The sequence below is a fragment of the Mesorhizobium sp. M0678 genome, from assembly GCF_040320505.1.
Classification (GTDB): Bacteria; Pseudomonadota; Alphaproteobacteria; order Rhizobiales; family Rhizobiaceae; genus Mesorhizobium.
This window is the reverse complement of sequence record NZ_JAMYPT010000004.1, coordinates 289,492-313,859: the sequence shown is the minus strand read 5'-3', so window position 1 is coordinate 313,859 and position 24,368 is coordinate 289,492. Positions and strand designations below refer to the sequence as shown.

Sequence of the window (24,368 nt, the reverse complement as noted above, 5' to 3'; positions counted from 1 at the left end):
CGGATCATAGCGGGACATAGGTCAACGTAATGACGCCGTTCTTGAAACGGTGGGTATCTATAAGCTCCAGTCTGACCAGGGACGGGTCGACATCCTGGAAAGCGCGTTTGCCATGGCCGACGCGGGTCGGCACGATCGAGAGCTGATACTCGTCGACAAGCCTGTTGGCGAGCAGCGTCTGGTCGAGATTGCTCACTCCGTACTTCAAAATGTTGCCGCCGGCCTGCTGCTTGATCCTGGCAATTTCGGCAGCGATGTCGCCTTCGATCAGCGACGCGTTCCAGCTCACTTCCTTGAGGCTGCGCGACGCGACGAGCTTCTTCAGCCCGTTCATGCGATCCATGTACTTGCTGCCTTTGACCTGCGGCCAACGCGCCGAAAACATTTCGTAGGTGACGCGGCCGAGCAGGAAAAAATCCGCCTCGCCGGCCTTTTCATAGGAGTGTTCCTTCATCTCCTCGTCGAAGAACGGTGACGCCCATTCCATTGGTGCTTCGATGACGCCGTCCAGCGAAATGAAGCTGCCCACGATCAATTTTCTCATCGCGTGTCTCCGGTTGCGCAACAGGCATCCCGTTGAACCCCAAGAACCGGCGCAAACGAACCGGCCCGACGGATGACCACAGGATGCAGTGCCTAAGACGTTTCCGGTTCGACTTTGGATACGCGTGAGAATCGTTTGAGCTAATAAAGCGGCTTGGCCATGTGCCGGGGCGTCGGCCACTCCGTCGTAATCCCCGGCTGCACCGGCCGCTCGAGATAGGTCGAGAGCACGACGTAGCTTCGCGTCGAGGTGACGCCGGGTGTTTCGTAGAGGCGCGACAGCAGGCCTTCGAGTGCCCGCGTGTCCTCGGTGCGGACCTTGATCAGCATGCATGTGTCGCCGGCCACCGAATGGATCTCCTCGACTTCGGGGTGTTCGGAGATTGCCATCAGCTCCGGCGTCTTTCCCCACCCCTTTGTGTCGATATGGACGAAGGCAAGCAGCGGCTTGTGCACCGCCTTGGGATCGATGATGACCGCGGTGTTGCGGATGGCGCCGCTGCGCCGGAGACGCTTGACGCGTTCATGGGCTGCCGGCGGTGAAAGGCCGACGCGGTCGCCGAGCTCGGCATAGCTGATCGTGGCGTCGTCGACCAGAACGCCTAATATTTTTCGGTCGGTTGCATCGATATCGCGGGCGGCAGGCCTGTTCTGCGGAATGCCATCTGTTTCTTCATCCATAATGAAATTCCCTATTGATGCAGAATTTAATACGGCCATTATTGCCATATGTCGAACACTGATCAAGTCGCCACATTCGCAGCGGCGCCCAAGCCGCCAATCCCGGCCCTCGCTTACCTGCTGACGGGGTGCATTGCTGTGATCGGCTCGAACTCGCTGGTGCTCGGTCCGATCGCGCCGGCAGTGGCCGCGTCCTTCGGCACAAGCGTACCGGCGGTTATGATCGCGTCGGCCGCGTTCGGGCTCGGGACGTCGGCAAGCGCCTTGTTCCTGGCGCGCTATATCGATCGGCTTGGCGCCCGCCGCATGCTGCAAGGGGCGTTGCTGCTGCTGGCGGTAGCGCTCGTCGCCAGCGCCGCTGCGCCGACCGTGACGGCGCTGGTCGCGGCCCAGCTTCTCGCCGGCATCGCTGCAGGTGTCGCCATGCCGGCAATCTATGCCAGCTCCGCCGCGATTGCGCCGCCCGGCCGCGAAAGCGGCACCATAGGCGTCGTGCTGACTGGCTGGACGCTGAGCATGGTCGCCGGCGTGTCGCTGTCGGCCGTACTTGCCGATCTGGTACATTGGCGTGCCGTTTTCGCGGCGGTCGCGGTGCTCGCAGCACTCGCATTGGCCAGCCTGGCTCTGACGTCGCTCAGCGATGTCAGGAAGAGCGGTCCGGCGCCGACGCCACTGGGCGCCTTGAGCGTTCCGGGGATCGTGCCGCTGCTGGTCGCCTGCGCCGCCTTCATGACCGCGTTCTACGGCATCTATGGCTATCTTGGCGATCACCTTCACAATGGCTTGGGACGGCCGGTCAGTGCCAACGGGCTGGCCGCGCTCGCCTATGGCGCCGGATTTGGCGCGGCGGCGCTTCTTGACGGCGTTATCGATCGCCTGGGTGCGCGGCGTGTCATGCCGTTTGCCTATCTGCTCGTCGCGGTCGTCTATGTCGCGATTGCCGCGGCAAGCAGTAGTTTTCATCTGACCATAGCGGTGATAGCCGTCTGGGGCCTTGCCAATCATTTCGGGCTGAACGTCCTGGTGATGCGCCTGTCGGCGCTCGACCCTGCGCGTCGCGGCACGATTATGGGTTTGAACAGCGCGGTGACCTATCTTGCGGTGTTCGTCGGCACCACGGCGTTCGGACCGCTCTATTCCACGTGCGGTTTTGCAGCATCGGCGGTGATTGCAGCTTTGCTCATGCTAATCGCTGCTGCGGTAGCGGCGTGGCGTTCGCCGAACCTATAGCGCAGCAAGGCTTGCTTCTCGGTCCCGTCCTTCGATAGATGCTTGGCGGATGAACAATACAACGCTTGAGACAACCGCCGATCCCTTGCCGCACGAGTTGGCTTTTCTTGGAGAGCGGCTTACGGCGTTCAACGACGGTGATGTCGGTGCCTCCGGCAGGAAGACACTGGCCGTGTTCGTGCGCGATGAGCACGGCGCTATTGTCGCCGGCATCTCGGGATACACCGCCTGGGGCTGGCTCTATGTGCAATGGCTCTGGGTCGATGAAAAACTGCGCGGTCACCGCATGGCTGGCAGGATGCTCGAGGCGGCCGAGAGGGAGGCGATCGCGCGCGACTGTCACGGCGCCTGGATCGACACGTTCAATCCCAAGGCCGCCAAGGCCTATGAGCGCCAGGGCTATCAGCCCTTCGGCGTGCTTGCCGATTTTCCCGTCGGCCGCAGCCGCATCTTCCTGCAGAAGAGGCTGAAGCCTGACTAGCCGGCAAGGCGTCCGCCGCACATCGGCTGGGGCACGCCGGTCGTACTGGGGAAGCTGATCGGCAAGCCCCTGAGCACGCGCACTGCCAGGAACGCAAAACACTCCGCCTCCACCGCATCGCCCTTCCAGCCCATCACCTCGGCCGGCACGGCCTCGACACCGGCGCGGCTGGCAAGCATGGCCATGATCGTTGGATTGTGGCGCCCGCCGCCGCTGACCACCAGCCGCTTCGGCCGGCGCGGCAGGAGATCGAGCGCCTTGCCGACGGCGGCCGCGGTGAAGGCCGTCAGCAGTGCTGCACCATCCTCGGCGTTCATCCCGTCCGCCATCGAGGCGCCGAAATCGAAACGGTCCAGCGATTTCGGGTAGGGTTTGGTCAAATACGGATGCTGCAGGAGCTTGGCCAGCCGTGCCTCGTCGACCGTGCCGGCGCGGGCAAGGGCGCCGTCGCGGTCCATTTCGCCGAGCCCCTTCGATTTGATGAAATCATTCAGCGGTGCGTTGGCGGGCCCGGTGTCGAAGGCAACAACATTGTCCGTGCCGTCCCACCAGGTGATGTTGGCGACGCCGCCGAGATTGAGTACCGCCGTGTCGCCGGTGGCGTCGGCTTCGCGCAGCAGCGCGGCGTGATAGGCGGCCGACAGCGGCGCGCCCTGGCCGCCGGCGCGCATGTCGGCCGAGCGGAAGTCATAGGCGACCCTGGTGCCAAGGATGGCATGCATCAGCTCGCCGTCGCCAAGCTGGCGGGTCTGGCCCAGTCGGCCCACTTGCGGGGCACGGTGCAGCACGGTCTGGCCGTGGAAGCCGACGACCCCTATATCGGCCATCGTCAGCCCGTGGCTTTCGACCAGATCCTTGACCGCCGCGGACTGGGCGCGCGTCAGCGCTTCCTCTGCCTCGTGGAAGATTGCCGGTTCCGGCCCTGTGAAATTCCAGCTCCTTGCCTGCCGCAGCGTCTCTTCCAGCAAGGTCCGGATCGACTGCGGGTAGGGGGCCAGCGTGTAGATGCCGAAGTCGTCAATCCGTTCGCCGTCGGTCTTGATCAGCGCGACATCGATATTGCCGTCCAGCACGGTGCCGGTCATCAGGCCGACGGCCCAGATTGGTTCCATCATTTGGCTCCTAAGCTCCGTTGACGAGATCGCCGACCGACTGGCGAAGCGTAACAATCCCGCTGTTGAAATGACGTGTCGGATGGATCCGGTTGGTGAGCAAGGTCCAGGCTCTGCCTTTGTCGAAGTCGACCCACAGCCCGACACCGGTAAAGCCGGTATGCCCGATGGTTTCGGGGCTGCATACCCGGCCGCCGGACCAGCCTTCGTGGGGTCGCTCCCAGCCATGGGTGCGGGTTGCCGACAAGGGCGTGCGCATTAGCGCGATCGAACGCTGCGACGCGCCGGTCCCGTCCAGCAGCCCTTGCGCAAAGTCGAGGACCGAAGCCGCCGTTCCGAACAGGCCGGCGTGACCGGCACCTTGCAAGGCCGAGCAATTGTCGTCGTGGACTTCGCCGCAGAGCACGCGATGGCGCCATGTGCAGTCTTCGGTCGCCGCCGCTTGATCCGGTTCGGCGGAGAACGCGAAGCCCGGACCGGGATCCATGTCGCGAATGGTCTTGCCAGACAGGCGCTCCAGGACGAAGCCGAGCAGGATGAAGTTGATATCGGAATAGACCGGCTCGCCAGCCTGCCATTCGCGCTGCAGGATGAAGGCGCGCAGCAGGTCCGGATCGTGGCCATAGGTGTAGATCGGTGCGACGGCGGGAAACGGTGTCTGATGGCCGAGACACTGGCGAAACGTTACGTTCCGTTCCCAGGCTTTTTCGTCATATTGGCGAAGGTCGGGCAGGACGGAAATCAGCGGCGCGTCGAGGTCGATGAAGCCTTCTTCCGCCAGTGCCAGGATACGCGACGTGGTGAAGATGACTTTGGTCAGGGATGCCAGGTCGAACCATGTCCCGACATGCATCGGCCGTATCTTGGGCACGACTTGGGCTGAGCCGATTGCCCGGACGATGCGTTCGCCGTCCCCGTCAACTGTGCCGAGCACGCCGCCCGGAATGCGCGATGCGGCCACGGCCGCTTCGAGCGGGGCGAATGCGCGGGAGAAGAGATCATGGTCGATCAACTACGCCTCCGTTCGGAAGGCAGCGATGGGGCTGTCCCTCCGGCCTTTCATATTCTTGGGCGACAATCATCACACTTCCACCCGTGCTCTATGATCCGGCCCGAATTGCTGCCAATTGGCCGGGCCCGGCTCAAACCCCAGCGGACGCACGAGCGAGGGGACCTGGCGCGTGTCCAGCTCGAAACGTTCATGCCGCCGGTCTATAGTAGGAACTGCCGCGATAAGCTGTTTGGTATAGGAGTGCTTCGGCTCCGAGAGCACCGATCTGGCATCGCCGATCTCGACAATCTGGCCGGCATAGATGACCGCGATGCGATGGGCGATCCGCTCGACGACAGCCATGTCATGCGAGATGAACAGATAGGCCAGCCCGAATTCACGCTGCAGCTCGACCAAAAGCTCCAGCACCCTGGCCTGCACCGACACATCGAGCGCCGAAACCGCTTCGTCGAGGACGATAACCGAAGGATTGAGCATCAGCGCGCGAGCGATGCACAGGCGTTGCCGCTGGCCGCCGGAGAATTCGTGCGGATAGCGCTGCAGGCTGTTTTCCGGAAGGCCGACGCGTTTCAGCAGCGCGGCCATTTTCGCTCGCGTTTCAGCAGTTATCCGTCCGCCGGTAGCGATCACCGGCTCTGCGAGGAGATTTTCGACGGTGAGTCTGGGATTGAGCGAGCCATAGGGATTCTGGAACACCATCTGCACGGGAAGGGCGCTCTGCCCGGCGGCGGCCTTGCGCGCGCTGGCCGAGATTGTGCCGCGCGTCGAGCGCACCAGCCCCAGAATCGCGCGGGCGGTGGTGGACTTTCCGGAACCGCTCTCGCCGACGACCGCCAATGTCTCGCCCGGCATTAGCTCGAAATCCACACCGTCCACCGCGTGCACGGCACCGCTGGCGCGGCTGAAAAACCCACCCTTGACCGGAAATCGCACTACGAGGCCATCGACCTTCAGCGCCGGCTCGGCAGCTTTTTGCTTTTCGCGTTGCGCGTCCCTGCGTGTCGCGCTGCCGCCGGCGAAATGCGGAACCGCATGTAGCAGATGCCGCGTATAGGGATGCTGCGGATCGTCCAATATCTGGTTCAATGCGCCCTGCTCGACAGCTTCTCCGCCTTGCATCACCATCACCTTGTCGGCGATGCCTGCAACCAGACCGATGTCGTGGGTGATGAAGATCATCGACATCCCGGTTTCCTGTTTCAATTCGGCGAGCAGCGCCATGATCTGCGCCTGCACCGTAACATCCAGCGCCGTCGTTGGCTCGTCGGCAATGAGCAGGCGCGGGTTGCACGCAATCGCCATGGCGATCATCACCCGCTGCAGCATGCCGCCCGACAGCTGGTTGGGCGTGTATTTCAACCGCCTCGCTGCGTCCGGAATACGGACGCGGTCGAGCGCGTCCTTGGCCGCCGCCGTTGCTTGTCGTCCGGTCAGGCCGCGATGCAGGCGAAATGATTCCTCGATCTGCCAGCCAATGGTCAGCACCGGATTGAGCGAGCTCATCGGCTCCTGGAAGATCATGCCGATTTCGCCGCCGCGGATCTTCGTCAATTGCGGCTCGGCTGCGGCGGTCAGGTCGAAGGTGCTGCCGTCGGCCCGCCTCAGCTTGATCGACCCGCCGGTGATGCGGCCGCCGCCATAATCGACAAGGCGATTGATCGACAGCGCCGTAACCGATTTGCCCGAGCCGCTTTCGCCGACGATGGCCAGCGTTTCGCCGTCGGCGAGATCGAAGCTGACGCCGCGCACGACCTCATTGGCTTGCGGGTTGCGACCGAAGCCGACGCGCAATCCGCTGACGGACAGCAGCGGGATCATGCGATCGATCTCCGCATCTTCGGGTCGAGGACATCGCGCAACGCATCGCCGAGCAGGTTGAAACCGAGGATGCCGATCATGATCGCCACGCCCGGGAAGATCATCAGCCAGGGAGCTGTCTCCATCAGATTGCGGCTGTCGCTCAGCATCAGGCCGAGCGACGCGGCGGGCGGCTGCGTGCCGAGTCCGAGGAAGCTTAAGCCGGCTTCGGTCAGCAGTGCCCAGGCCAGCGCCAGCGTCACCTGAACCGTCAGTGGCGCCACCAGATTGAGCAGCAGATGCCGTGTTACGATATAGCCCGCACTGCTGCCGAACGTGCGGGCCGCGTCGACGAACTCGCGCGCCTTGAGCGACAGAGCCGGACCTCGCACGACGCGCGTGAAGATCGGTGTGTAGACGATGGCGATGGCAATGACGCTGGTCAAGGTTCCCGGTCCCGCAACCGCGACGATCAGCAGCGCCAGCAGGATCGCCGGGAACGCCAGCACAACGTCCATGATGCGCATCACTAGGCCGTCCCAGCGGCGCCCGAACCAGGCTGCCGCCAGCCCGAGCACGGTGCCGGCCAGTGTCGCGACGGCGACCGAAAAGAAGGCCACGATGAAGGACTGGCCGATCCCGGTCATCAGCCGGCTTGCGACATCGCGGCCGAATAGGTCCGTGCCCATCCAGTAGGTGCTATCAGGCACATGCAGCCGTTCGACCCGGTGCTGCGTCAGCGGATTGTGCGGCGTCAGCCCCAGCATGCCAAGCACGGCAAGCAGCAGATAAAGCGCAACGATCGCACCGCCGATGCGGCCGCTGGGATGCGCAAATATAGCCCGCAATGTCGCCATCAGTGCTCGCTTAGCCGGATACGCGGGTCGAGCGCGACATAGGCGAGGTCGACGAGGAGATTGACGATCATGAAGTTGAAGGCGATGAACAGCACGCTTCCCTGCACCAGCGCGTAGTCGCGCTGCAGGATGGCATCCAGCACCATGCGGCCGAGACCGGGCAGCGCATAGATCTGCTCGACGATGACAGCTCCGCCCAGGAGGTAGCCGAACTCTATGCCGCTCAGCGTCACGACCGGGATGAGCGCGTTGGGCAAGGCATGCCGCCAGATGACGCCGCGCGCCGAAACGCCCTTGCTGCGCGCCGTCCTGACATAGTCGTCGCTGAGCACATCGAGCATCGCCGAACGCGATATGCGGGTCACCGAAGCCGCGAAGGCAAATCCAAGCGTGACCGCAGGCAGCAACAGCTGGCCGAGATTGCGCAGCGGATCCTGCCACAGCGGCGAAAACTCGCCCATCGCCGGCAAAACGCCAAACCCCGCCGACAGCGTGTAGATGATCAGCAGGGCAAGGACGAAGTTCGGCGTCGACTGCCCGATCATTGCGACAACGCGCACGCCGAGGTCGGACAGCTTTTCGTTATGGGTGGCGGCAAAGATCCCCGCCGGCATGCCGACAAGCAGGGCGATGACCATCGACAGCAGGGCGAGTTCCAACGTTAGCGGGAAACGCTCGAGGATGACGTCGAGCACCGGCCTGCCATAGGTGGACGAAATGCCGAGATTACCTTGGAAAAGACCAAGCAGCCAGCGCCAGTATTGGACGAACCAGGGCTGGTCGATGCCGAAATAAGCTGCAAGCGCATCGCGCTGCTGCGGCGTCAGCAGGCCGGCTTCGGTCCCCAGCATTGCCGTGATCGAATCGCCCGGAACCATCCGGATCGCCAGGAACACCACGATGGACACGCCAAGCAGGACGAGAGGGAAGGTCGCCAGTCGCCGCATCAGATAGTTCACGCGAAGAATATCCTCTCGTCCGGCATCAAAGCAGCTACTGGATCGTCACCTTGGCGAGGCTGAACAGCGAGCCTGTCGGCACCGGTTCGAATCCTGCGATATTCTTCTGCTGTGCCGTGTAGCTGTAGGACGTGTAGAGCCAGATCCAGGGCGACATCTCAGTGATGTGCTTCTCGAAGTCGGCGAAGATCGCTTTGCGCGCTGCCGGGTCGGTCTCGGTGCGGCCCTTCTGCATAAGACTGTCCAGCGTGTCGTCGATATAGTTCGCCACCTTCTGCAGATTGCCCGTCTTGGTCCAGTAGCGGTTGTACATAGTGTAGGGATCGGCCCTGCCGCCGTTCAGCGCGACGGCCATGTCGAAATCGCCCTTCAGCCAGGCGTCGACATAGACGTTGAGCTCCATCATCTTGATGTCGAGCTTGACGCCGATTTCTGCGAGCTGCGACTGGATGACCTGGGCTTCCGCCGCTGCCGTCGGCGGCTCGCCGGTGGCGCCGATCACGGTCGCCGAAAAGCCGTCGGCATAGCCGGCTTCGGCCATCAACTGCTTGGCCTTCTCAATGTCGCGCTTATAGCAGAACAACTGCTTCGGATCGGTCGCCAGTGCCGGGATGGTCAGCGGGCCGGTGACCTTGCCTTCGCCGAGCGAGGCGGTGTCCAGCACTTCCTGCCGGTCGATGGCGCAGGAAATCGCCTGACGCACCTTGAGTTCGGTCATCGGCTTGCGGGAGGGATTGAGCTGCAGCACGTGATAGGCAAGCACCGGCACGCGGTTCAACTGCAGGCTGGCTTCCTTGGGCACCAGCGTGGCGACAAGCGGATCGTTGAGCAGGGCAAAATCGATCTGCTTGGTGCGCATCGCCGCCAGGATCGCCGTCTCGTCCGGCAGCACGCTGATATCGATGCCGTCGACGCCGGTCGCGCCGCCTGCCCAGTCCTTGTTGGCGACAAGCACTTCCTTGGAATTCGGATCCCATTTTTCGAGCTTGAACGGACCCGAGCCGATCGTTGTCGTGCCGATCGAGCCGGCCGCGATTTCGCTTGCCGGGACGATCGCCGCATTGACGTCGCTCATCGCCGTCAGGATCGGCACGTCCGGCTGCGAGAGGTGGAACACGACGGTGGCGGGATCGGGCGTGTCGATGCTGGCGATCGAGAGAAAGTTGGCGCGCGCCGCAGCACCCGTCTTCTCGTCAAGTATGCGCTCGAACGATGCCTTGACGTCGGCCGAGGTTACGGCGGCGCCGTTCTGGAATTTTGCTTTCAGATTGAGCTTGAAGCTCAACTCCTTGCCGTCCGTCGAGAACTGCCATGAATCGGCAATCGCGGGCGTGATTTGCAGGTTTGCGTCGAGCCGCACCAGCGGTTCGTAGATCAGCTCCAGCAGCCGCAGTGAGGAGAATGCCGTCTGCTTGTGCGGATCAAGACCGGTGGCGTCCTGCGACCACGCCATATGCAGCGTCGCCGCACTCGCCTGCACCGGTAGCGCGACGATGGCAACCATTGCCGCGAGCGTCATGCCGGAAAGCAGTTTCTTGCCAATGTGCCGTACCATTGTCGTCTCCCATTATTGTTAAACCAGATGCCTTGCAGTTCCCCGGACCGCTTCAAAGGGACACACGCCCCGGAACATCGGCCCAGTATCCATGCGGTCTTACACCGTCTTTTCGCCTATCGCCTTGCGCAGGAAACCTCCCGCGTTGGCAAGCGCCTTACGTGCTTCTTCGACACCCATGCCGGTGATCGTCACCAGGATGGCCAGTTTTACATCATTGCCGGTCTGGTCGAGTGCCTGTCGTGCCTGCTGTGCCGCGCAGCCGGTCGTCTGCATCACGATCCTGACCGCCCTTGCGACAAGCTTCTTGTTGCTTGGATTGAGGTCAACCATCAGGTTCTGATAGCTCTTGCCGATGCGGATCATGCTGGCGGTGGACAGCATATTGAGCACCAGCTTTTGCGCGGTTCCCGATTTCAGCCGGGTCGAGCCGGTGAGGACCTCCGGGCCAACCACCGGAGAGATGGCAATATCGGCAATGCCGGCAATCGTCGATCGAGGATTGCAGGACAACGCCACGGTGGTGGCTCCCACCTCCTTGGCATAGGTCAGGCCGCCGATGACATAAGGTGTGCGTCCGCTGACAGCGATGCCGACCACCACGTCGCCAGCGGTCAGCTTGATGTCCTGCAGCGCCTTTATTCCCTGTTTCGGATCGTCCTCGGCGCCTTCCGCAGAGTGCACCAGCGCGTCGACGCCGCCGGCGATCAGGCCCACCACCATGTCCTCGGGTACGCCGAAGGTCGGCGGACATTCCGAGGCGTCGAGGACGCCGAGCCGGCCGCTGGTGCCAGCCCCCATATAGACAAGGCGTGCACCGTTCTGGAACGCGCTCACGATCCGGTCCACGGCCGCAGCAATATCGGGGATGACCTTCTCGACGGCTGCCGCAACGCCTTTGTCCTCGTCATTGATCTTGCGCAGCACCTCGAGGGTCGGCAACAGATCGATGTCCATGGTCTTCGAGTTCCGGTCCTCGGAAACCAGCCGCTCCAGTTCCGACATCAACCCTTGTTCGACCACTTCGCTTACTTTCAAGTGCGACTGCGAGCAGGACTGTGATGCCCGCGGCAAGCGGCGTCCAGTGCCTGCACCTGGCCGTCGGCTCCGTACCGGCTGCGCCGGTTCTGTTTCGTTAACTTTTTAGAATTTGATATTCCTTCTGTCAACGGAAAGCAGGAATAGTATATTCCTTGCCGAGCAAGGCATCACTGGCGGCAGAGGGATTTTCTGGCCAGGATTATGGCTCCCGAAACCGCATCGCCGTCGGCCGGCTTCAGCCGTCGGCGGACGTCGGGAGCGAGCCATGGCTCAAGCGGGCTGGACAACCCTCCGAGCAACGTAACCCGCGGCGCGCCTTTTTCGAACAGCACCCGCACGAAGGTGTCGATCTGCTCGGCAGCGCCTTGCACGATCCGCCGACCGGCCGGATCGCCCTGGTCGGCATGGCGGATCACCATCGGCGCCATGGCGGCATAGTCCGTCGCGCTGGCGCGGTCCATCCAGGCCACCGCCTCGAATGGATCGTCCTTGAAGCGCTGCATCACCTCGGCCAGCAGCGCCGTCCGCTCATGCCGGCCGTCATGGGCTCGCAAGGCAAGCTGCACTGCCTTCAGTCCGAGATCGGCGCCGCTGCCCTCGTCGGAAATCGGAAAACCGTAGCCGCCGACGCGCAGGTCGCGTCCTTCGACAAAGCCGAGCCCGATCGAACCGGTCCCGGCTATGACGATGGCGCCGTCTTGACCCGAATGCGCGCCAAGGCAAGCCGCGACGCCGTCGCTGAGGAAGTCGATGCTCGCAAAGGGTTGTTCGATGCCATGAAACGCCTCGAGCGCACCCTTACGGCCGATGCCGGCAACACCGATACCCGCGCGGATACTGGCGATTTCCGCCGCCGCGAACCCTGCCTCTTCGATCGCCGCGCCAAAGGCTTTGGCAATCGAGGCCCAGGCCACCTCTATACCGAGTCGCGTTGTCGCCGGGCCCGACAGGCCTTGCCCGAGCACGGTTCCTGCCTCGTCTTCGATACGCGCCCGGCAGCCGGTTCCGCCGCCATCGACGCCCAGGAAATAATGCGGAGACGCCCCACCGGCACTCATTGCCTTATTCGTTCGATCTGGGCGCCGCACAGCCGGAGCTTGCGGTCCAACTGCTCGTACCCGCGGTCGAGATGATAGACGCGATTGATCGTCGTCTCGCCCTCCGACACCAGCGCTGCCAGCACCAGCGAGACGGAGGCGCGCAGGTCGGTCGCCATCACTTGCGCGCCCTTCAGCTTCTCGCCTCCGCGCACCAGCGCCATGGTGCCTTGCAGCTTGATATTGGCGCCGAGCCGCATCAGTTCAGGCACATGCATGAAGCGGTTCTCGAAGATCGTCTCGCGCAACAGCGAAGCGCCCTCGGCACAGCACATCAACGCCATGAACTGCGCCTGGAGATCGGTCGGAAAGCCCGGATAGGGCTCCGTCGTCACGTCGACCGCCTTGAGCGGCCCGTCTCTCGATACGATCAGCCCGCGGTCGCCCGGCCATATTTTCACACCGGCTGCTTCGAGCAGCTGGACGACGGATGCCATGTGCTCGAGCCGCGCGTGGGTCAGCTCGAGCTGACCGCCGGTGATGGCCGCTGCGACGGCATAGGTGCCGGCCTCTATCCGGTCCGGGATGATGTCGTGCGTGGCGGCGCGCCAGTCTGTGCTGCCCCCGATCAGGATGCGGTGCGTGCCGGCGCCCTCGATCCGCGCGCCCATGTCGTTCAGGCAGGCGGCAAGATCGGCCACCTCCGGCTCGCGGGCCGCGTTGAGGATCTCGGTCTCGCCGTTTGCCGTCGTCGCCGCCATCATCGCCGTTTCGGTCGCGCCGACCGACGGCGAGCTCAAAACGATGCGCGCGCCTTTCAGTCCGCCCGGCGCAGACGCGACGATCAGTCCGTTTTCGATCGCGATATCGGCGCCAAGTGCGGCAAGTGCGGCGACATGCATGTCGACCGGCCGTGCGCCGATCGCGCAGCCGCCAGGCAGCGAGACCCGGGCATGGCCGAAGCGGGCAAGCAGTGGACCGAGAACCAGCACCGTCGCGCGCATGCGCCTGACGGTATCGTAGCTTGTCTCCCTGGAAGCGGCAGCACTGGTATCGATTGTGGCGGCATGCGCCGATCTGGTGACTTCGGCCCCATGAAGGCCGACGACGCCAAGCATGTTGTCGACATCCGTCACCTCAGGCAGGTTGGTCAGCTGCAGCGGATAGGGGCTGAGCAACGCCGCCGCTATTTGCGGCAAGGCCGCGTTCTTGGCGCCGGAGATCGTCACCGCGCCCTCAAGCCTGTGCCCGCCGACGATCCGCAATTTGTCCATGGCTCTGACCTAATCCCGAGCTGTCGGCGAGTCTACGATCTTTCATGTCCGAATCGTCGACATGCCCGAAGGCTGGGCCGCAACCGCACCAGTCGAGATTTGATGGTTCATTCTTGGCTGTCAATCAGAGACGGAATAATTTATTCCTTGGCTTGGCATTGTCGATGACAGGCAATGGAGGAACGCATGTCCGTCCTGAAGAAGATCGAGGCCAAGCTCGAAGTCATGGCGCCCGGCGACCGCGAGATCGGTCGGTATATCGTCGATAATCCCGACCAGATGCTCCGCCTGTCGACGGCGGCGCTTGCCGCCGAGATCGGCCGCAGCCAGTCGAGCGTCGTCAAGTTCAGCCAGAAGCTCGGCTATTCCAGCTATCAGGAGCTTAAGCTCGCCGTCAGTGAGGCAAAGTCGCAGGAATGGCACGTGCCGGCCGGCATGATCCACGGTTCGATCGAGGTCGACGACAGCTATCTGGTCATCTTGCGCAAGCTGATCGGCAGCAAGCTCTTGTCGATGCAACAGACCGTCGCGGCCAACACCGAGCAGGAAATCGGCAAGGCCCTCGAAGCGTTGAACGGTGCGCGCCGCATTCATTTGGCCGGCGTCGGCGCATCCTCGCTGGTGGCGCGCGATTTTTCCTACAAGCTGATGAAGCTCGGCCGCAACGTGCTGCACGACAGCGACAGCCATGTGCAAATGGCCAATGTCTCGACGCTTGGACGAGGTGACGTGCTGTTCGCGCTCTCCTATTCCGGGGCGAGCATCGAAACCCTGCGGATAGCTGAACTTGCCCGCAAACGTGGCACCACCGTTATCGCCGTCACCGGACTTCGCGACAATCCGCTGAACCGGGTTGCCGACATTCGCCTCCACACGATCGCCGATGAAGAGCGCGCGCGCTCGTCATCGATAACTGCGCGTGATGCACAACTGACGCTGACCGACCTGCTGTTCATCCTGCTCGTGCAGAAGCAGCCTGACGCCAACGAATACGTCCACAACAGCGAATTGGCCGTCTCAGTGCTGAAGGCTTAGCGCTCTTCGCCGTCTCGCGTTAAGGCCTCAGTTCCTCCCTGGCGCTGCACGCCGACAAGAGCAACTTTCGGCCTCCTTGGTGAAATAGCTTTCTTCAATGTGCTCACCCGCTTTCTTCGTCCGGCTGGCAGAGAGTCGCGGGAGCGCCGATTGGTCAAATGCCGCCGGTCGAAACAAATGTTGACAATGTCATCTGTTGTTGCGAAAGCGTTCAGCCTCGAATTTGACGGCCGAGACAATGGACGACCTTGGAGCACAGGAACAAGCGGTTCTCGACCTCATTGAGGCGAACCCATTCGCCGGCCAGCAGGACATAGCAACGGTACTCGGCATCGCCCGCTCGACGGTCGCGGCCCACATCGTGCAACTCGTCAACAAGGGATACATTCTCGGCCGTGGTTACGTCTTGCCGACGTCCAAGCGCATGGTCTGCGTCGGCGGCGCGGTGCTCGACCGCAAATACCACGCCAAGAAGGATCTGATTTTCGAGACGTCGAACCCGGTCGACGGCTATCGCAGCTTCGGCGGGGTTGCCCGCAACGTCGCCGAAAACCTTGCCCGCCTCGGCGTCGACATAAGCTTCGTCTCGATCGTCGGCGACGATGAAACCGGCCGCTCACTGGTGCGGCATCTGCGCGACCTCGGCGCCGATGTCAGCCAGGTCATCACCACCACGGAACGGCCGACGGCGGAATACGCGGCCATCCTCGACCGCAACAACGACCTCGTGCTCGGCATTGCCGACATGGAGATCTTCGATCTGTTTTCGTCGTCCTATCTTGACCGCTTCTGGCCGCATCTGGCTTCGGCGACATGGGTGTTCATCGACTGCAATCTGCCGGCCGCGACCCTCGCAGCACTGATGTCGCGCAAGCAGGGTGCGCGCTTCAAGCTCGCAGTCGACACGGTATCGGCGCCGAAATCAGCGCGCCTGCCGAAGGACCTGACCGGCATCGATCTTCTGTTCACCAATCATGACGAGGCCAATACGATGCTCGGCATGACGGATGCCGACAGGCGGCTGACGCCGGAGGAAGCAGCGGCAGCGCTGCGCGCGGCCGGCGCCGGCGAGGTGATCGTGACCGTGGGCGCGCATGGATTTGCCGTTGCGACCGAGAGCGGTGTGACGACCATGCACTCCGTCCCGGCCCAGCCCGTCGATATCACCGGCGCCGGTGACGCGATGATCGCCGGCACACTGTACAAGGTGCTTTCGGGTGAGCCGGTCGCTCATGCCGTGCGCACCGGCGCGCTGCTTGCCACACTGACCACCGAGAGCGAATCCAGCGTCCATCCCGATCTGTCGCCGCGCTTCCTTGCCGCCGGCATGTACCGCATTCCTGCCTGAAAGCGAGATGATATGAAACCTTTCCTTGTCCACCTGAACGATGAAGTCGCTGCTGCGCTTGATGAAGGCCGCGCGGTGGTGGCATTGGAATCGACGATTATCACCCACGGCATGCCATATCCGGCCAATCTGGAAACTGCCCGTGGTGTCGAGACCGTAGTGCGTGAAAACGGCGCCGTGCCCGCCACGATCGCAGTGGTCGCCGGCAAGATCAAGGTTGGCCTCGACGACCGTGAACTGGAAGAGCTGGCAGCGGCAAAGGGCGTGGTCAAGGCTTCCGGGCGCGATCTCGCCGCCATCATGGTGCGCGGCGGCTCGGCCGGAACCACCGTCTCGGCGACGATGCGGATCGCCGCTTTAGCCGGGATCGGCATTTTTGCGACCGGCGGCGTGGGCGGCGTGCATCGCGGCGCCGAAGCCACTTTCGATATCTCCGCCGACCTGACCGAACTCGGCCAAACCGGCACGACCGTCGTCTGCGCCGGAGTTAAGTCGATCCTCGATATTGCGAAGACGCTGGAATACCTGGAGACCCAGCGTGTGCCGGTGATCGCATACCGGAGCGACGATTTTCCGGCCTTCTACACCCGCTCCAGCGGGCTCAAGGCCGATCATCGCCTCGACACGCCCGACGAGATCGCGCGAGCCATGCTGCTGCATGACGAGATGGAATCCGGCACCGGCATTCTCGTCGCCAACCCTATCCCCGAAGCGGACGCGCTCGATCCGGCGTTCATCGACGGCACGATCGCAGCGGCCGTGGCTGAGGCCGAGAAGCGCGGCATCGGGCGCAAGGAACTAACGCCATTTCTGCTCGCACGCATCAATGAGCTTTCGCAAGGCCGCAGCCTGAAGGCCAACATCGCGCTGGTCCGCAACAACGCCGCGCTTGCTGCCCGCATTGCGGTTGCGCATGCGGAATTGAAGAGCGCGACCAGATAGAGACAGTATCCGGCCAGCGCTACCGGCCTTCGATTTCAGCCCGGCGCCAGGTCGAAGATGCGCCCGGCATTGAGGATGTTGTTCGGGTCGAAGGCTGCTTTCAGGCGGCGCATGGCCGCGATCTCGGCGTCGCTGCGCACAAGGTGCAGCCATTCCTTCTTGTCGAGGCCGATGCCATGTTCGGCCGAAACGCCACCGCCGGCGGTGGCAACACCGCGGTACACGATGCCGTATGCGGCCGCCGGATCCGCGGTGCGGACCTGATAATGCAGATTGCCATCGCCGAGATGGCCGAAGACGTAGATGTCGGCGCCAGGGTCGACGGCCCTGATGGCGGCTTCTGTTTCGCCCAGGAAAGTCGCCATTCTCGCCAGTGGGATGCTGATATCGACGCCGATCAGGCCTGCCATCGAAAACAGGAAACGGTTGGCCTCTTCTCGCACCGCCCAGAGCGCCCGGAATTCGCGCGGCGATTGCGAGACGACCACGTCGTCGATCACGCCATCTTCAACCGCCTGCATCAGCACCGCGGCAAAACGTTCGCCGTCGCGGTCGGGCTCGCTGCCCTGTATCTCGGCAAGCACATAGACGGGCGAGCCGGCGGGCAGCGGCGCCGGCGCCTCCATGCCGGCGATCATGGCGCCATAGAGCGGTGCGAAATTCACCTCATAGGCCGACAGCAAGGGCCCGAGCTTCCGCCTGAGCAGCGCAAGCAACGTGATCGCCGCGTCGAGCGAAGCAAGCGCGCAGAAGGCGTTGATCTCGGTGGCCGGCTTCGGATGCAGCCGCAGGCATGCGCGTGTGACCAGGCCGAGCGTGCCTTCGCTGCCGATGAACAATTGGCTGAGATCGTAGCCGGAGTTGTCCTTCGCCAAACCCTTGAGCGAGGTCAGAATACTGCCGTCGGCAAGCACCGCTTCCAGCCCAAGCACCTGCGCCCGGTACATGCCGTAGCGCAGCACACGGATGCCGCCGGCATTGGTGGCGACATTGCCACCGACGGTGGCCGTGCCGCGCGCTCCGATGTCGACGCCGAACAGCAAGCCGGCCGCATCGGCGGCTTCCTGCACCGCTTGCAGCGGCGCGCCGGCCTCGGCGATGATGGTCGCCGCCTCGCGGTCGAGAGCTTCAACGGAAGTCATGCGCTCCAGCGACAGCACAGCTTCGCCGGGTTGGATGCGAGCGCCGCTGGCAAGCCCGGTCCGGCCCCCCTGGACCACAAGCCTCTGCCCCGCCTCATTGCACAGGCGCAGTATGTCCGACACCTCGCCGGCAGTGCGCGGTCGCAGCACGACCTCCGGCCGCGCACCGGTCTTGCCGTCGGGGTCTTCCCTGTAACGCGGCCCGGCCTCATCTGCCGAGACGATCGCCGACCGATCCAGCCGACCCTCAAGTCGCGACAGAAGTTCGGCGGTTCGCGAGGAGAGGGCGCTCACGGATGCTATTGGCGCGCAGATATCGATGCAACGCACGCGAAGACCGCTGAGGATTGCAGGAGCGGCTTGACGCGAATTTCGCTGGAAAGAAAACATGCGGAAAACCCGCCAAAAATGCAGTCGGTTGCTGTCGCCATGCACCGCTCCTGTAACAGGTCGACCATAGGCGCGGACCGCGTTTTGTCAAACTGTGGCAGTTGGTGATGGGTGGCTCGACGCCTGCGTTTCGGCGCGGACCACCTTGATGTCGGCGCCTGCCGCCCATGCTCCGATATCGTCGCGGCGTAAGGCCGCAGCCATCATGTCCGGAAACAGATCCGGCGTGCAGGCGAAGACGGGAATACCAAGGGCTGCTACCGAGCCTGCCATTGTTGGATCGTAGCCGGGCCGGCCTTGATCGGTCAGCGCCAGAAGCACGACGACATTTACGCCGGATCGAACCAGCGCTGCCAGTCGCCGCAGCAGTTCCTGGCCATTACCGCCTTCATAGAGATCGGTGATCAGCACCAGATGCGACTTGGTGGGCCGTTCGATACGGTCGGCGCAATAGGCGACCGCCTGATTGATGTCGGTGCCGCCGCCAAGCTGCACGCCGAACAGCACCTCGACGGGATCGCTGAGCTCTTCGGTCAGGTCGACGATCACCGTATCGAAGCAGACAAGCTTGGTGCGCACAACCGGCAGCGAGGCCATCACAGCCGCGAAGATCGAGGCGTAGACCACCGAGCTTGCCATCGAGCCGGACTGGTCGACGCAGAGAACGACCTCATCCAGATCGACAAGCCGGCGCTGCTTGCGCATGAAGCCGACCAGTTTCTCCGGCACGATGGTCCTATGCTCGGGTTGATAGTGGCGAAGGTTCGCCGAAATAGTGCGCTGCCAGTCGATATCGCGTGCACGCGGGCGGTTGGTGCGTCTCGATCGATCGAGAGCGCCGCGTATCGCCTCGGCGGTCTTCTGCTCCAGCTTCTGCATCAGCTTGCCGACGATATCGGCAATGATCGTCCGGGCAATGTCCTTGGTCTTGGCCGGCATGACCGAGCGCAGCGAAATCAGGTCGGCGACGAGATTGACGTCCGCCTCGATCGCCTTGAGGAATTCCGGTTCCATCAGCATCTGCTTCAGGTCCAGCCGTTCGAAGGCGTCCTTCTGGACGATCTGGACGACCTGCGCCGGAAAGAAGGAGCGGATGTCGCTCATCCATTGTGCAACGCGCGGCGCCGACCGGCCAAGGCCGCCACGCCGCTTGCGTGGGTCGGCAGAAGCGGCGCTAATGCCGTCGCCGTAGAGAGCGTCGAGTGCCGCCGAAAGCCGTTTGTCGTCGCTGGAAAGTGCCCCAGACGTTTCGTCATCGGCGCCGATCGCCAGTCGCCAGCGGCGCTCCCTTCCGCCATCGGCAGTGAGCGGGCCGGGTTCGTTCATTTCGGCCTCGTCATCCATTGCCGGTTTCTCCGTTGAGCAATGGTCCAAGCAGCCCCAGGTGCCGGCGCCATGCCTCGCCGCCATCCGGCGTCGGCGTCAGGCCAGCCGGCAAGCGCGCGGCGCGGCCGAGGACCGCTTCGATCAGCCGGCGGCGTTCCATGCGATCCAGATTGGAAAAGACGCGGCGCAGCAACGGCAGGTGCGCGATGAAAGCATCTTCGTCCAGGGATCTGAGCCACCCATCGACCGCACCGCGCAGACCCTCGTCATAAATCAGCCGTTGACCGGCTGTGCTGAAGAAGCCTTCGAAGAACCCGGCCGCGTCAGTGACAGGCGTCCCCGGTGACAGGCGTCGCCCGAGCAGCCCGGCAGCGGCTTCGGCGGACAGGCGACCAGCTTCATACAGCAGGTGTGCGGCGCACCCGGCCAGCAGCGCCGTCGACCGTGACGCCTCCAGTACGGCCGCCAGCCCGTTGCGCCATCCGTCCAGCACGTCTTGGCCGGGTTCGACCAGCCTGATCGCCTCATCGGCCTTGCGCATCGCACCAACCAGTGTCGCGGCGGCCTGCTCATCCAGATCGCGCGCAGCGTAGGGAAGCGCGATCGCACCTTCGACGATCAGCCGCTCCATGAGGCCGGACAGCCGGTCCGTTTGCGTTTTGCGGGCCTCGCCGTAGCGGACAATGTCGGCGAGCGGCGGCACCGACGCCAGGATCTCCAGGCATTCACTGCTGCGCGCCGCGCGTGCCTCCAACGCCGTGAGGCCGGCAGTCGATGCTTCCGACAGGCCTGCAGTGATGGCGCTCTGGACCAGTGCCGCAAGCGTATCGAGCGTCGCCGCCGTTTCGATCATCTGGATCAGGCGGCCATTGGCAGCCTTTTCGATGGTCGGCCCGTAGATCAGGTTCTCGACCAGACGAACGGCATATTCCGGTTCCCACGCTAGGGTCCACCGCTCGCGGAAGGTGCCACGGCTGCGACCGGCATCGGTCAGTCTGCCCCAATGCACACCAAGCACGTGCAGCCGATGCAGCAATGTCGAGCGAAACAGCCCGCTCTCGCTTCGCAGGTCGACCGACAGTTCCCGCTCCAGCGCCTCGGGTTTTAGGCGCGCCGCCTTTTGGCTACGCTGCAGATCCTCGATCAGTGGCGCCAGCGGTGTGTCGGGCGGAATTTCGCCGACGTCCGAACCCAGAAGCAGCTCGGCCTCGACCAGCCCCCACAGCAACGCTTCGCCGTTGAAGAGGGCGGCGATCGCGGCGTCGCGCAATTCCTCAAATCCGGGTTTCGGTCGTTCGCGAATCGCGGCTAGCGTCCGGGCGAGCCGCTCCGCTTCGATCAACGAAGCGGTCGAGATCAGGTGACCCTTCGCCCGCAGCACGGCGGCGATCGTCGCAAGCCACAGGGTCGCCGCATCGCGCCGGCCGCGCGTGCGCCAGAGATGCTTGCACCAGCCCGGTGCGACGACGCCCGCGCCATAGCCGTATCCCCGCGCCAGGCGCGGTCCCGTCCACGGTGCCCATGTCATTGTGCTCTTGCGCCGGGCAATTCCCTTGATCAGGACCTGATCGTTTTTCTGAGTGTGGGTGGCCTGCAGCGCCGGCACATGCCATGCCCCGCAGACGACGGCGATCGGCCCGTCGAACTGCTTACGCGCCTTGGCGATTTCGAGCCGCATATGCGCCTCGCGCTTGGCTTCGAACTGCGCGATCGGACCCTCACCATTCCGCAGTGTCGTCATCGCATCGGCGATGGCCGCAAATATGGGGCCGGGTTCCGGGTTCTGTTCAATGATGTCCGACCACCAGCTTTCGCCGTCCTCATAACCGGCGGCGTGTGCCAGCATGGCTATCGGATCACGCGGAAGCGGAGCCGCGTCACCATCCTCGGGGGCTTGGGTAGCTTCGGTCGCATCGGTGTCCTCCGCGCCACCGATCGCAGCAGTGGTGAACCGTGCCGATGACGGCAGGTCGATAAACTGCAACGTCGCCTTATTGCCCACAGCCCAAAGCGCCGCCTGGTATTCGGGCGAGAACTCGGCAAAAGGCCAGAAGCTTGTCGAAGCCGGATCGTCCTCCGGATAGCAAAGGAGCGCCACAGGCGGCTGCATTTCGGGGCGGGCCAGCATGGGCAGAAGCTCAGAGGCGTCGATCGGCCCCTCGATCAGCACGGCGACCGGGTTCAAATCCTTCAGTGCCTGCACCAGGCTGTCGGCGGAACCCGGCCCGTGATGGCGTATCCCGAAATAGGCAATGTCGCCGTGGCCCATGGCGTCAGATCGCTGCGTTCAGCGCCGCGTAATAGCCGGCATAGTCGGCCCGCTTCTTGAGCACGGTTTCCAGATATTCCTCCAGCACCACCTTGTCCTGTACCGGATCCTTCACGATCGCGCCGACAAGGCTGGCGGCGAGACCTTCGGCGCCGAGCTTGCCACTGTCGAACCACGCCGCCTGGCTGAGCCCGCCAACCATCGTGGCGATCGCTTCTGCGGTCGACAGCGAGCCGGAAGGCGTCTTCAGCGTCACCTTGCCGTCGGCAGTCGCGCCGGAGCGCAATTCGCGGAAAATGGTCAGCACACGGGCGATCTCCTCGCCGACATTTTTCGGCACCGGCAGGTCGAGTCCGCCAGCCATCTCGTCGACCCGTTTGGAGACGATCGCCACCTCTTCGGCCATGTCTTCCGGCAATGGCAGCACCACGACATTGAAGCGACGCTTGAGCGCCGAGGAGAGCTCGTTGACACCTTTGTCGCGGTTGTTTGCCGTGGCGATAATGTTGAAGCCGCGCTGGGCGTAGATCGAGGTGTTCAATTCCGGGATAGGCATCATCTTTTCGGAAAGCACGGTGATCAGCGTGTCCTGCACGTCTGAGCCCATGCGGGTCAGTTCCTCCAGCCGGCAGAGCTTGCCGTTCTGCATGGCTCGGTAGAGCGGCGTCGGCACCAACGCTTCCTGGCTCGGGCCCTTTGCCAGTAGCTGCGCATAGTTCCAGCCATAGCGGATCTGGTTCTCGTCGGTGCCGGCCGTGCACTGCACGATCAGCGTCGAGTCGCCCATGATGGCGGCGGCAAGATGTTCAGACACCCAGGACTTGGCGGTTCCGGGAACGCCGAGCAGCAAGAGTGCACGGTCGGTGGCGAGCGTCGCTACCGCGGTTTCCATCAACCGGCGGCGACCGACATATTTTGGCGTTACCAAGGTGCCGTCACCGGCCTTCCCGCCTAGCAAATAGGTCAGCACAGCCTGTGGCGACAGGCTCCAGCCGGCAGGCCTCTGCCGGTCGTCATCGCGCGCCAGCGCCTGCAATTCCGAAGCGTAGGCCTGCTCGACCGGGAGGCGGATGGCTGCGTTCATTTTGCTGTTCTCCGGATTGGTCATGTGTTGCTTCCAGGCCCCGCCAGTGATGCATTGAGACGTAGAAGCCCGAGTGAAGGAGCCGCGGGCGGCACGCCCGCCGCGACCATGTCGTCGATCAATTTCGCTGCCGTGGTCGCGGTGGCAAGGAAGCCGATCGTCTCCAGTACATCGTCGAGACCCCGCCGCGCGGCGTCGTCTTTTCCGCCGGCGGCGGAACGCAGTGCGGCGAGCGCCTGTCCATTCGTCAGGTCGTCCCATTCCAGCCAGTCGACATCGATGCCTTCCGCCAGGTTGATCATGCCAAGATAAGTTGTCTCCTTGAGGATCAGCCTGATGAGGACACGCTTTCTGCGGCTGTCCAGGCGCGGCATGAGGTGAAGCACGAACAGCGCCGGTTTGCCGCCTTCGGCGATAAGTGTATCCGCCATCTGCGTAAGGGCGGCTTCGCTCCCTGAGGCGGCGACCATTCGTGCGATCAGGATGTCGGCTTTATTGTCGGCACCGAATTGCCAGCCTCCTATGAATTCGGCTTCCGTAGTGTTGAACCGTTCGGCAACCTCGACGAGGTTGCATATCTCGAACAGTTCGGCGCGGCGTTGCTCCTGCGCTTGGGATTTTAGTTTTGCTGGAGTGTAGATCGTCCGGCGGCGGATGAAGCCCGATCTGCCTTCAGTGATAAAGGCGGCGAGTTCGGCTACGGGATCGTCCGGTCCACCGTCGCTCGGGCGAACGTGCTCTCCTAATCTTGCCAGCAGCCGGCCAGCCAGTTCGCGCACCTTGCCGGACCTGTCGGCGGAAAGGCTTTTCAGGAAAGGCACGTCCTCGGCACTCAGGCCGAAGCGCATAAGCTCGACCAGCGCAAGTCTGACTTCCGCCGGTTCGCCCGACGCCTTGGCTTCGATCAACATTCGAGCCGATGTCGGGTCAGTACGGCGCATATCGGCAAGGGCCAAGCGTCGCGCGGCGGGATAGAACTCATCCCAGTTTTCCGCAGTCAGTTTCTCTTGTGGGGCAAGCCTTTCCCCGTTCATGCTTGCTTGCCAGTCTACCCATGGTGCGTAGACGTCAGGGCTGTTCTGATCCGAGGGCATCCAGTCCATGGGATGGAGCACAAAGCCGCGGCTGGCGACGAGCGCCGCCACGCGTGCCTTTCGCCTCGCGTCGGCGGCGTGCTTCAGAGCGGCTCTCAACAACGGCCGAAATCGTGCCGGCAGAATGGGCAGGGCAAGTCTGGGCAGCGGCGGACGACG

21 protein-coding genes are annotated in these 24,368 nt (G+C 63.5%); 5 read left to right on the top strand and 16 right to left on the bottom strand.

Going from position 1 to position 24,368, the window contains the following annotated elements:
• Positions 1-4 precede the first annotated feature (4 nt).
• Together NKI29_RS10395 and NKI29_RS10390 are read right to left on the bottom strand one after the other, a co-directional pair.
• A complete protein-coding gene (locus tag NKI29_RS10395; RefSeq protein WP_023676056.1) occupies positions 5-544 on the bottom strand; it encodes a dihydrofolate reductase family protein in 540 nt (179 codons plus the stop codon).
• A gap of 140 nt (positions 545-684) precedes the next feature.
• On the bottom strand, positions 685-1,224 hold the full coding sequence (locus tag NKI29_RS10390) for an Lrp/AsnC family transcriptional regulator (RefSeq protein ID WP_352452390.1): 540 nt from the start codon (positions 1,222-1,224) through the stop codon (positions 685-687).
• Positions 1,225-1,272: 48 nt separating this feature from the next.
• Here NKI29_RS10390 and NKI29_RS10385 point away from each other — a divergent pair, with 48 nt between their 5' ends.
• Together NKI29_RS10385 and NKI29_RS10380 are read left to right on the top strand one after the other, a co-directional pair.
• Positions 1,273-2,454 carry an MFS transporter gene (locus NKI29_RS10385; protein WP_352796145.1) on the top strand — a complete coding sequence of 394 codons (1,182 nt, stop codon included), beginning with the start codon at positions 1,273-1,275 and terminating at the stop codon, positions 2,452-2,454.
• A gap of 49 nt (positions 2,455-2,503) precedes the next feature.
• Entirely contained in the window at positions 2,504-2,935 is a 432-nt protein-coding gene (locus tag NKI29_RS10380; RefSeq protein WP_352796142.1) for a GNAT family N-acetyltransferase, read from the top strand.
• On the opposite strand, the gene NKI29_RS10375 is transcribed toward NKI29_RS10380, so the two are convergent.
• The 9 genes from NKI29_RS10375 to murA form a co-directional block, all read right to left on the bottom strand.
• Positions 2,932-4,047 (bottom strand): anhydro-N-acetylmuramic acid kinase, encoded by a 1,116-nt coding sequence (locus tag NKI29_RS10375; RefSeq protein ID WP_352796241.1) that lies wholly within the window; start codon positions 4,045-4,047, stop codon positions 2,932-2,934. The two genes, NKI29_RS10380 and NKI29_RS10375, sit on opposite strands and share 4 nt — an antisense overlap.
• A 10-nt stretch (positions 4,048-4,057) precedes the next feature.
• Complete coding sequence (locus tag NKI29_RS10370; RefSeq protein ID WP_352569319.1) at positions 4,058-5,059, bottom strand: serine hydrolase domain-containing protein; 1,002 nt, start codon at positions 5,057-5,059, stop codon at positions 4,058-4,060.
• A 69-nt stretch (positions 5,060-5,128) separates the two neighbouring features.
• Entirely contained in the window at positions 5,129-6,877 is a 1,749-nt protein-coding gene (locus tag NKI29_RS10365) for an ABC transporter ATP-binding protein (RefSeq protein WP_352569320.1), read from the bottom strand.
• Positions 6,874-7,713, bottom strand: a complete 840-nt coding sequence (locus tag NKI29_RS10360) for an ABC transporter permease (protein ID WP_352569321.1) — start codon at positions 7,711-7,713, stop codon at positions 6,874-6,876. Before NKI29_RS10360 ends, NKI29_RS10365 begins: the two co-directional genes overlap by 4 nt.
• Positions 7,713-8,672, bottom strand: coding sequence for an ABC transporter permease (locus NKI29_RS10355; protein WP_352569322.1), 960 nt, complete (start codon positions 8,670-8,672; stop codon positions 7,713-7,715). Before NKI29_RS10355 ends, NKI29_RS10360 begins: the two co-directional genes overlap by 1 nt.
• Before the next feature lie 34 nt (positions 8,673-8,706).
• A complete protein-coding gene (locus NKI29_RS10350) occupies positions 8,707-10,227 on the bottom strand; it encodes an ABC transporter substrate-binding protein (RefSeq protein WP_352782104.1) in 1,521 nt (506 codons plus the stop codon).
• 99 nt (positions 10,228-10,326) lie between these two features.
• On the bottom strand, positions 10,327-11,250 hold the full coding sequence (gene murQ, locus NKI29_RS10345; RefSeq protein WP_352575678.1) for an N-acetylmuramic acid 6-phosphate etherase: 924 nt from the start codon (positions 11,248-11,250) through the stop codon (positions 10,327-10,329).
• A 185-nt stretch (positions 11,251-11,435) separates the two neighbouring features.
• Entirely contained in the window at positions 11,436-12,326 is an 891-nt protein-coding gene (locus tag NKI29_RS10340) for a glucosamine kinase nucleotide-binding domain-containing protein (protein WP_352455258.1), read from the bottom strand.
• Positions 12,323-13,579 carry a UDP-N-acetylglucosamine 1-carboxyvinyltransferase gene (murA, locus tag NKI29_RS10335; RefSeq protein WP_352575540.1) on the bottom strand — a complete coding sequence of 419 codons (1,257 nt, stop codon included), beginning with the start codon at positions 13,577-13,579 and terminating at the stop codon, positions 12,323-12,325. The genes NKI29_RS10340 and murA overlap by 4 nt, the downstream gene beginning before the upstream one ends.
• Before the next feature lie 186 nt (positions 13,580-13,765).
• Here murA and NKI29_RS10330 point away from each other — a divergent pair, with 186 nt between their 5' ends.
• From NKI29_RS10330 to NKI29_RS10320, 3 genes are all read left to right on the top strand, one after another.
• Positions 13,766-14,614, top strand: coding sequence for a MurR/RpiR family transcriptional regulator (locus NKI29_RS10330; RefSeq protein WP_352575542.1), 849 nt, complete (start codon positions 13,766-13,768; stop codon positions 14,612-14,614).
• 238 nt (positions 14,615-14,852) lie between these two features.
• Positions 14,853-15,962 (top strand): carbohydrate kinase, encoded by a 1,110-nt coding sequence (locus NKI29_RS10325; RefSeq protein ID WP_352575544.1) that lies wholly within the window; start codon positions 14,853-14,855, stop codon positions 15,960-15,962.
• Between the two features lie 12 nt (positions 15,963-15,974).
• A complete protein-coding gene (locus NKI29_RS10320; protein WP_352691214.1) occupies positions 15,975-16,904 on the top strand; it encodes a pseudouridine-5'-phosphate glycosidase in 930 nt (309 codons plus the stop codon).
• Between the two features lie 35 nt (positions 16,905-16,939).
• Here NKI29_RS10320 and NKI29_RS10315 read toward each other — a convergent pair whose 3' ends face one another.
• From NKI29_RS10315 to NKI29_RS10295, 5 genes are all read right to left on the bottom strand, one after another.
• Positions 16,940-18,340, bottom strand: coding sequence for an FAD-binding oxidoreductase (locus tag NKI29_RS10315; RefSeq protein WP_502896664.1), 1,401 nt, complete (start codon positions 18,338-18,340; stop codon positions 16,940-16,942).
• A gap of 183 nt (positions 18,341-18,523) precedes the next feature.
• Positions 18,524-19,780: a VWA domain-containing protein gene (locus NKI29_RS10310; RefSeq protein ID WP_023676039.1), complete on the bottom strand. Its 1,257-nt coding sequence runs from the start codon at positions 19,778-19,780 to the stop codon at positions 18,524-18,526.
• A complete protein-coding gene (locus NKI29_RS10305) occupies positions 19,773-22,031 on the bottom strand; it encodes a DUF5682 family protein (RefSeq protein WP_352796138.1) in 2,259 nt (752 codons plus the stop codon). Before NKI29_RS10305 ends, NKI29_RS10310 begins: the two co-directional genes overlap by 8 nt.
• A 4-nt stretch (positions 22,032-22,035) precedes the next feature.
• Positions 22,036-23,115, bottom strand: coding sequence for an ATP-binding protein (locus tag NKI29_RS10300; RefSeq protein WP_023676037.1), 1,080 nt, complete (start codon positions 23,113-23,115; stop codon positions 22,036-22,038).
• A gap of 20 nt (positions 23,116-23,135) precedes the next feature.
• Positions 23,136-24,260 carry a DUF5691 domain-containing protein gene (locus tag NKI29_RS10295; RefSeq protein ID WP_352569333.1) on the bottom strand — a complete coding sequence of 375 codons (1,125 nt, stop codon included), beginning with the start codon at positions 24,258-24,260 and terminating at the stop codon, positions 23,136-23,138.
• Between the last annotated feature and the right edge of the window lie 108 nt (positions 24,261-24,368).

Excerpts from the sequence above, each read along its gene's own strand:
- NKI29_RS10395 (WP_023676056.1), bottom strand. The coding sequence starts at position 544 with ATGAGAAAATTGATCGTGGGCAGCTTCATTTCGCTGGACGGCGTCATC.
- NKI29_RS10390 (WP_352452390.1), bottom strand. The coding sequence starts at position 1,224 with ATGGATGAAGAAACAGATGGCATTCCGCAGAACAGGCCTGCCGCCCGC.
- NKI29_RS10385 (WP_352796145.1), top strand. The coding sequence starts at position 1,273 with ATGTCGAACACTGATCAAGTCGCCACATTCGCAGCGGCGCCCAAGCCG.
- NKI29_RS10380 (WP_352796142.1), top strand. The coding sequence starts at position 2,504 with ATGAACAATACAACGCTTGAGACAACCGCCGATCCCTTGCCGCACGAG.
- NKI29_RS10375 (WP_352796241.1), bottom strand. The coding sequence starts at position 4,047 with ATGGAACCAATCTGGGCCGTCGGCCTGATGACCGGCACCGTGCTGGAC.
- NKI29_RS10365 (WP_352569320.1), bottom strand. The coding sequence starts at position 6,877 with ATGATCCCGCTGCTGTCCGTCAGCGGATTGCGCGTCGGCTTCGGTCGC.
- NKI29_RS10360 (WP_352569321.1), bottom strand. The coding sequence starts at position 7,713 with ATGGCGACATTGCGGGCTATATTTGCGCATCCCAGCGGCCGCATCGGC.
- NKI29_RS10350 (WP_352782104.1), bottom strand. The coding sequence starts at position 10,227 with ATGGTACGGCACATTGGCAAGAAACTGCTTTCCGGCATGACGCTCGCG.
- NKI29_RS10340 (WP_352455258.1), bottom strand. The coding sequence starts at position 12,326 with ATGAGTGCCGGTGGGGCGTCTCCGCATTATTTCCTGGGCGTCGATGGC.
- murA (WP_352575540.1), bottom strand. The coding sequence starts at position 13,579 with ATGGACAAATTGCGGATCGTCGGCGGGCACAGGCTTGAGGGCGCGGTG.
- NKI29_RS10330 (WP_352575542.1), top strand. The coding sequence starts at position 13,766 with ATGTCCGTCCTGAAGAAGATCGAGGCCAAGCTCGAAGTCATGGCGCCC.
- NKI29_RS10325 (WP_352575544.1), top strand. The coding sequence starts at position 14,853 with ATGGACGACCTTGGAGCACAGGAACAAGCGGTTCTCGACCTCATTGAG.
- NKI29_RS10320 (WP_352691214.1), top strand. The coding sequence starts at position 15,975 with ATGAAACCTTTCCTTGTCCACCTGAACGATGAAGTCGCTGCTGCGCTT.
- NKI29_RS10310 (WP_023676039.1), bottom strand. The coding sequence starts at position 19,780 with ATGGATGACGAGGCCGAAATGAACGAACCCGGCCCGCTCACTGCCGAT.
- NKI29_RS10305 (WP_352796138.1), bottom strand. The coding sequence starts at position 22,031 with ATGGGCCACGGCGACATTGCCTATTTCGGGATACGCCATCACGGGCCG.
- NKI29_RS10300 (WP_023676037.1), bottom strand. The coding sequence starts at position 23,115 with ATGAACGCAGCCATCCGCCTCCCGGTCGAGCAGGCCTACGCTTCGGAA.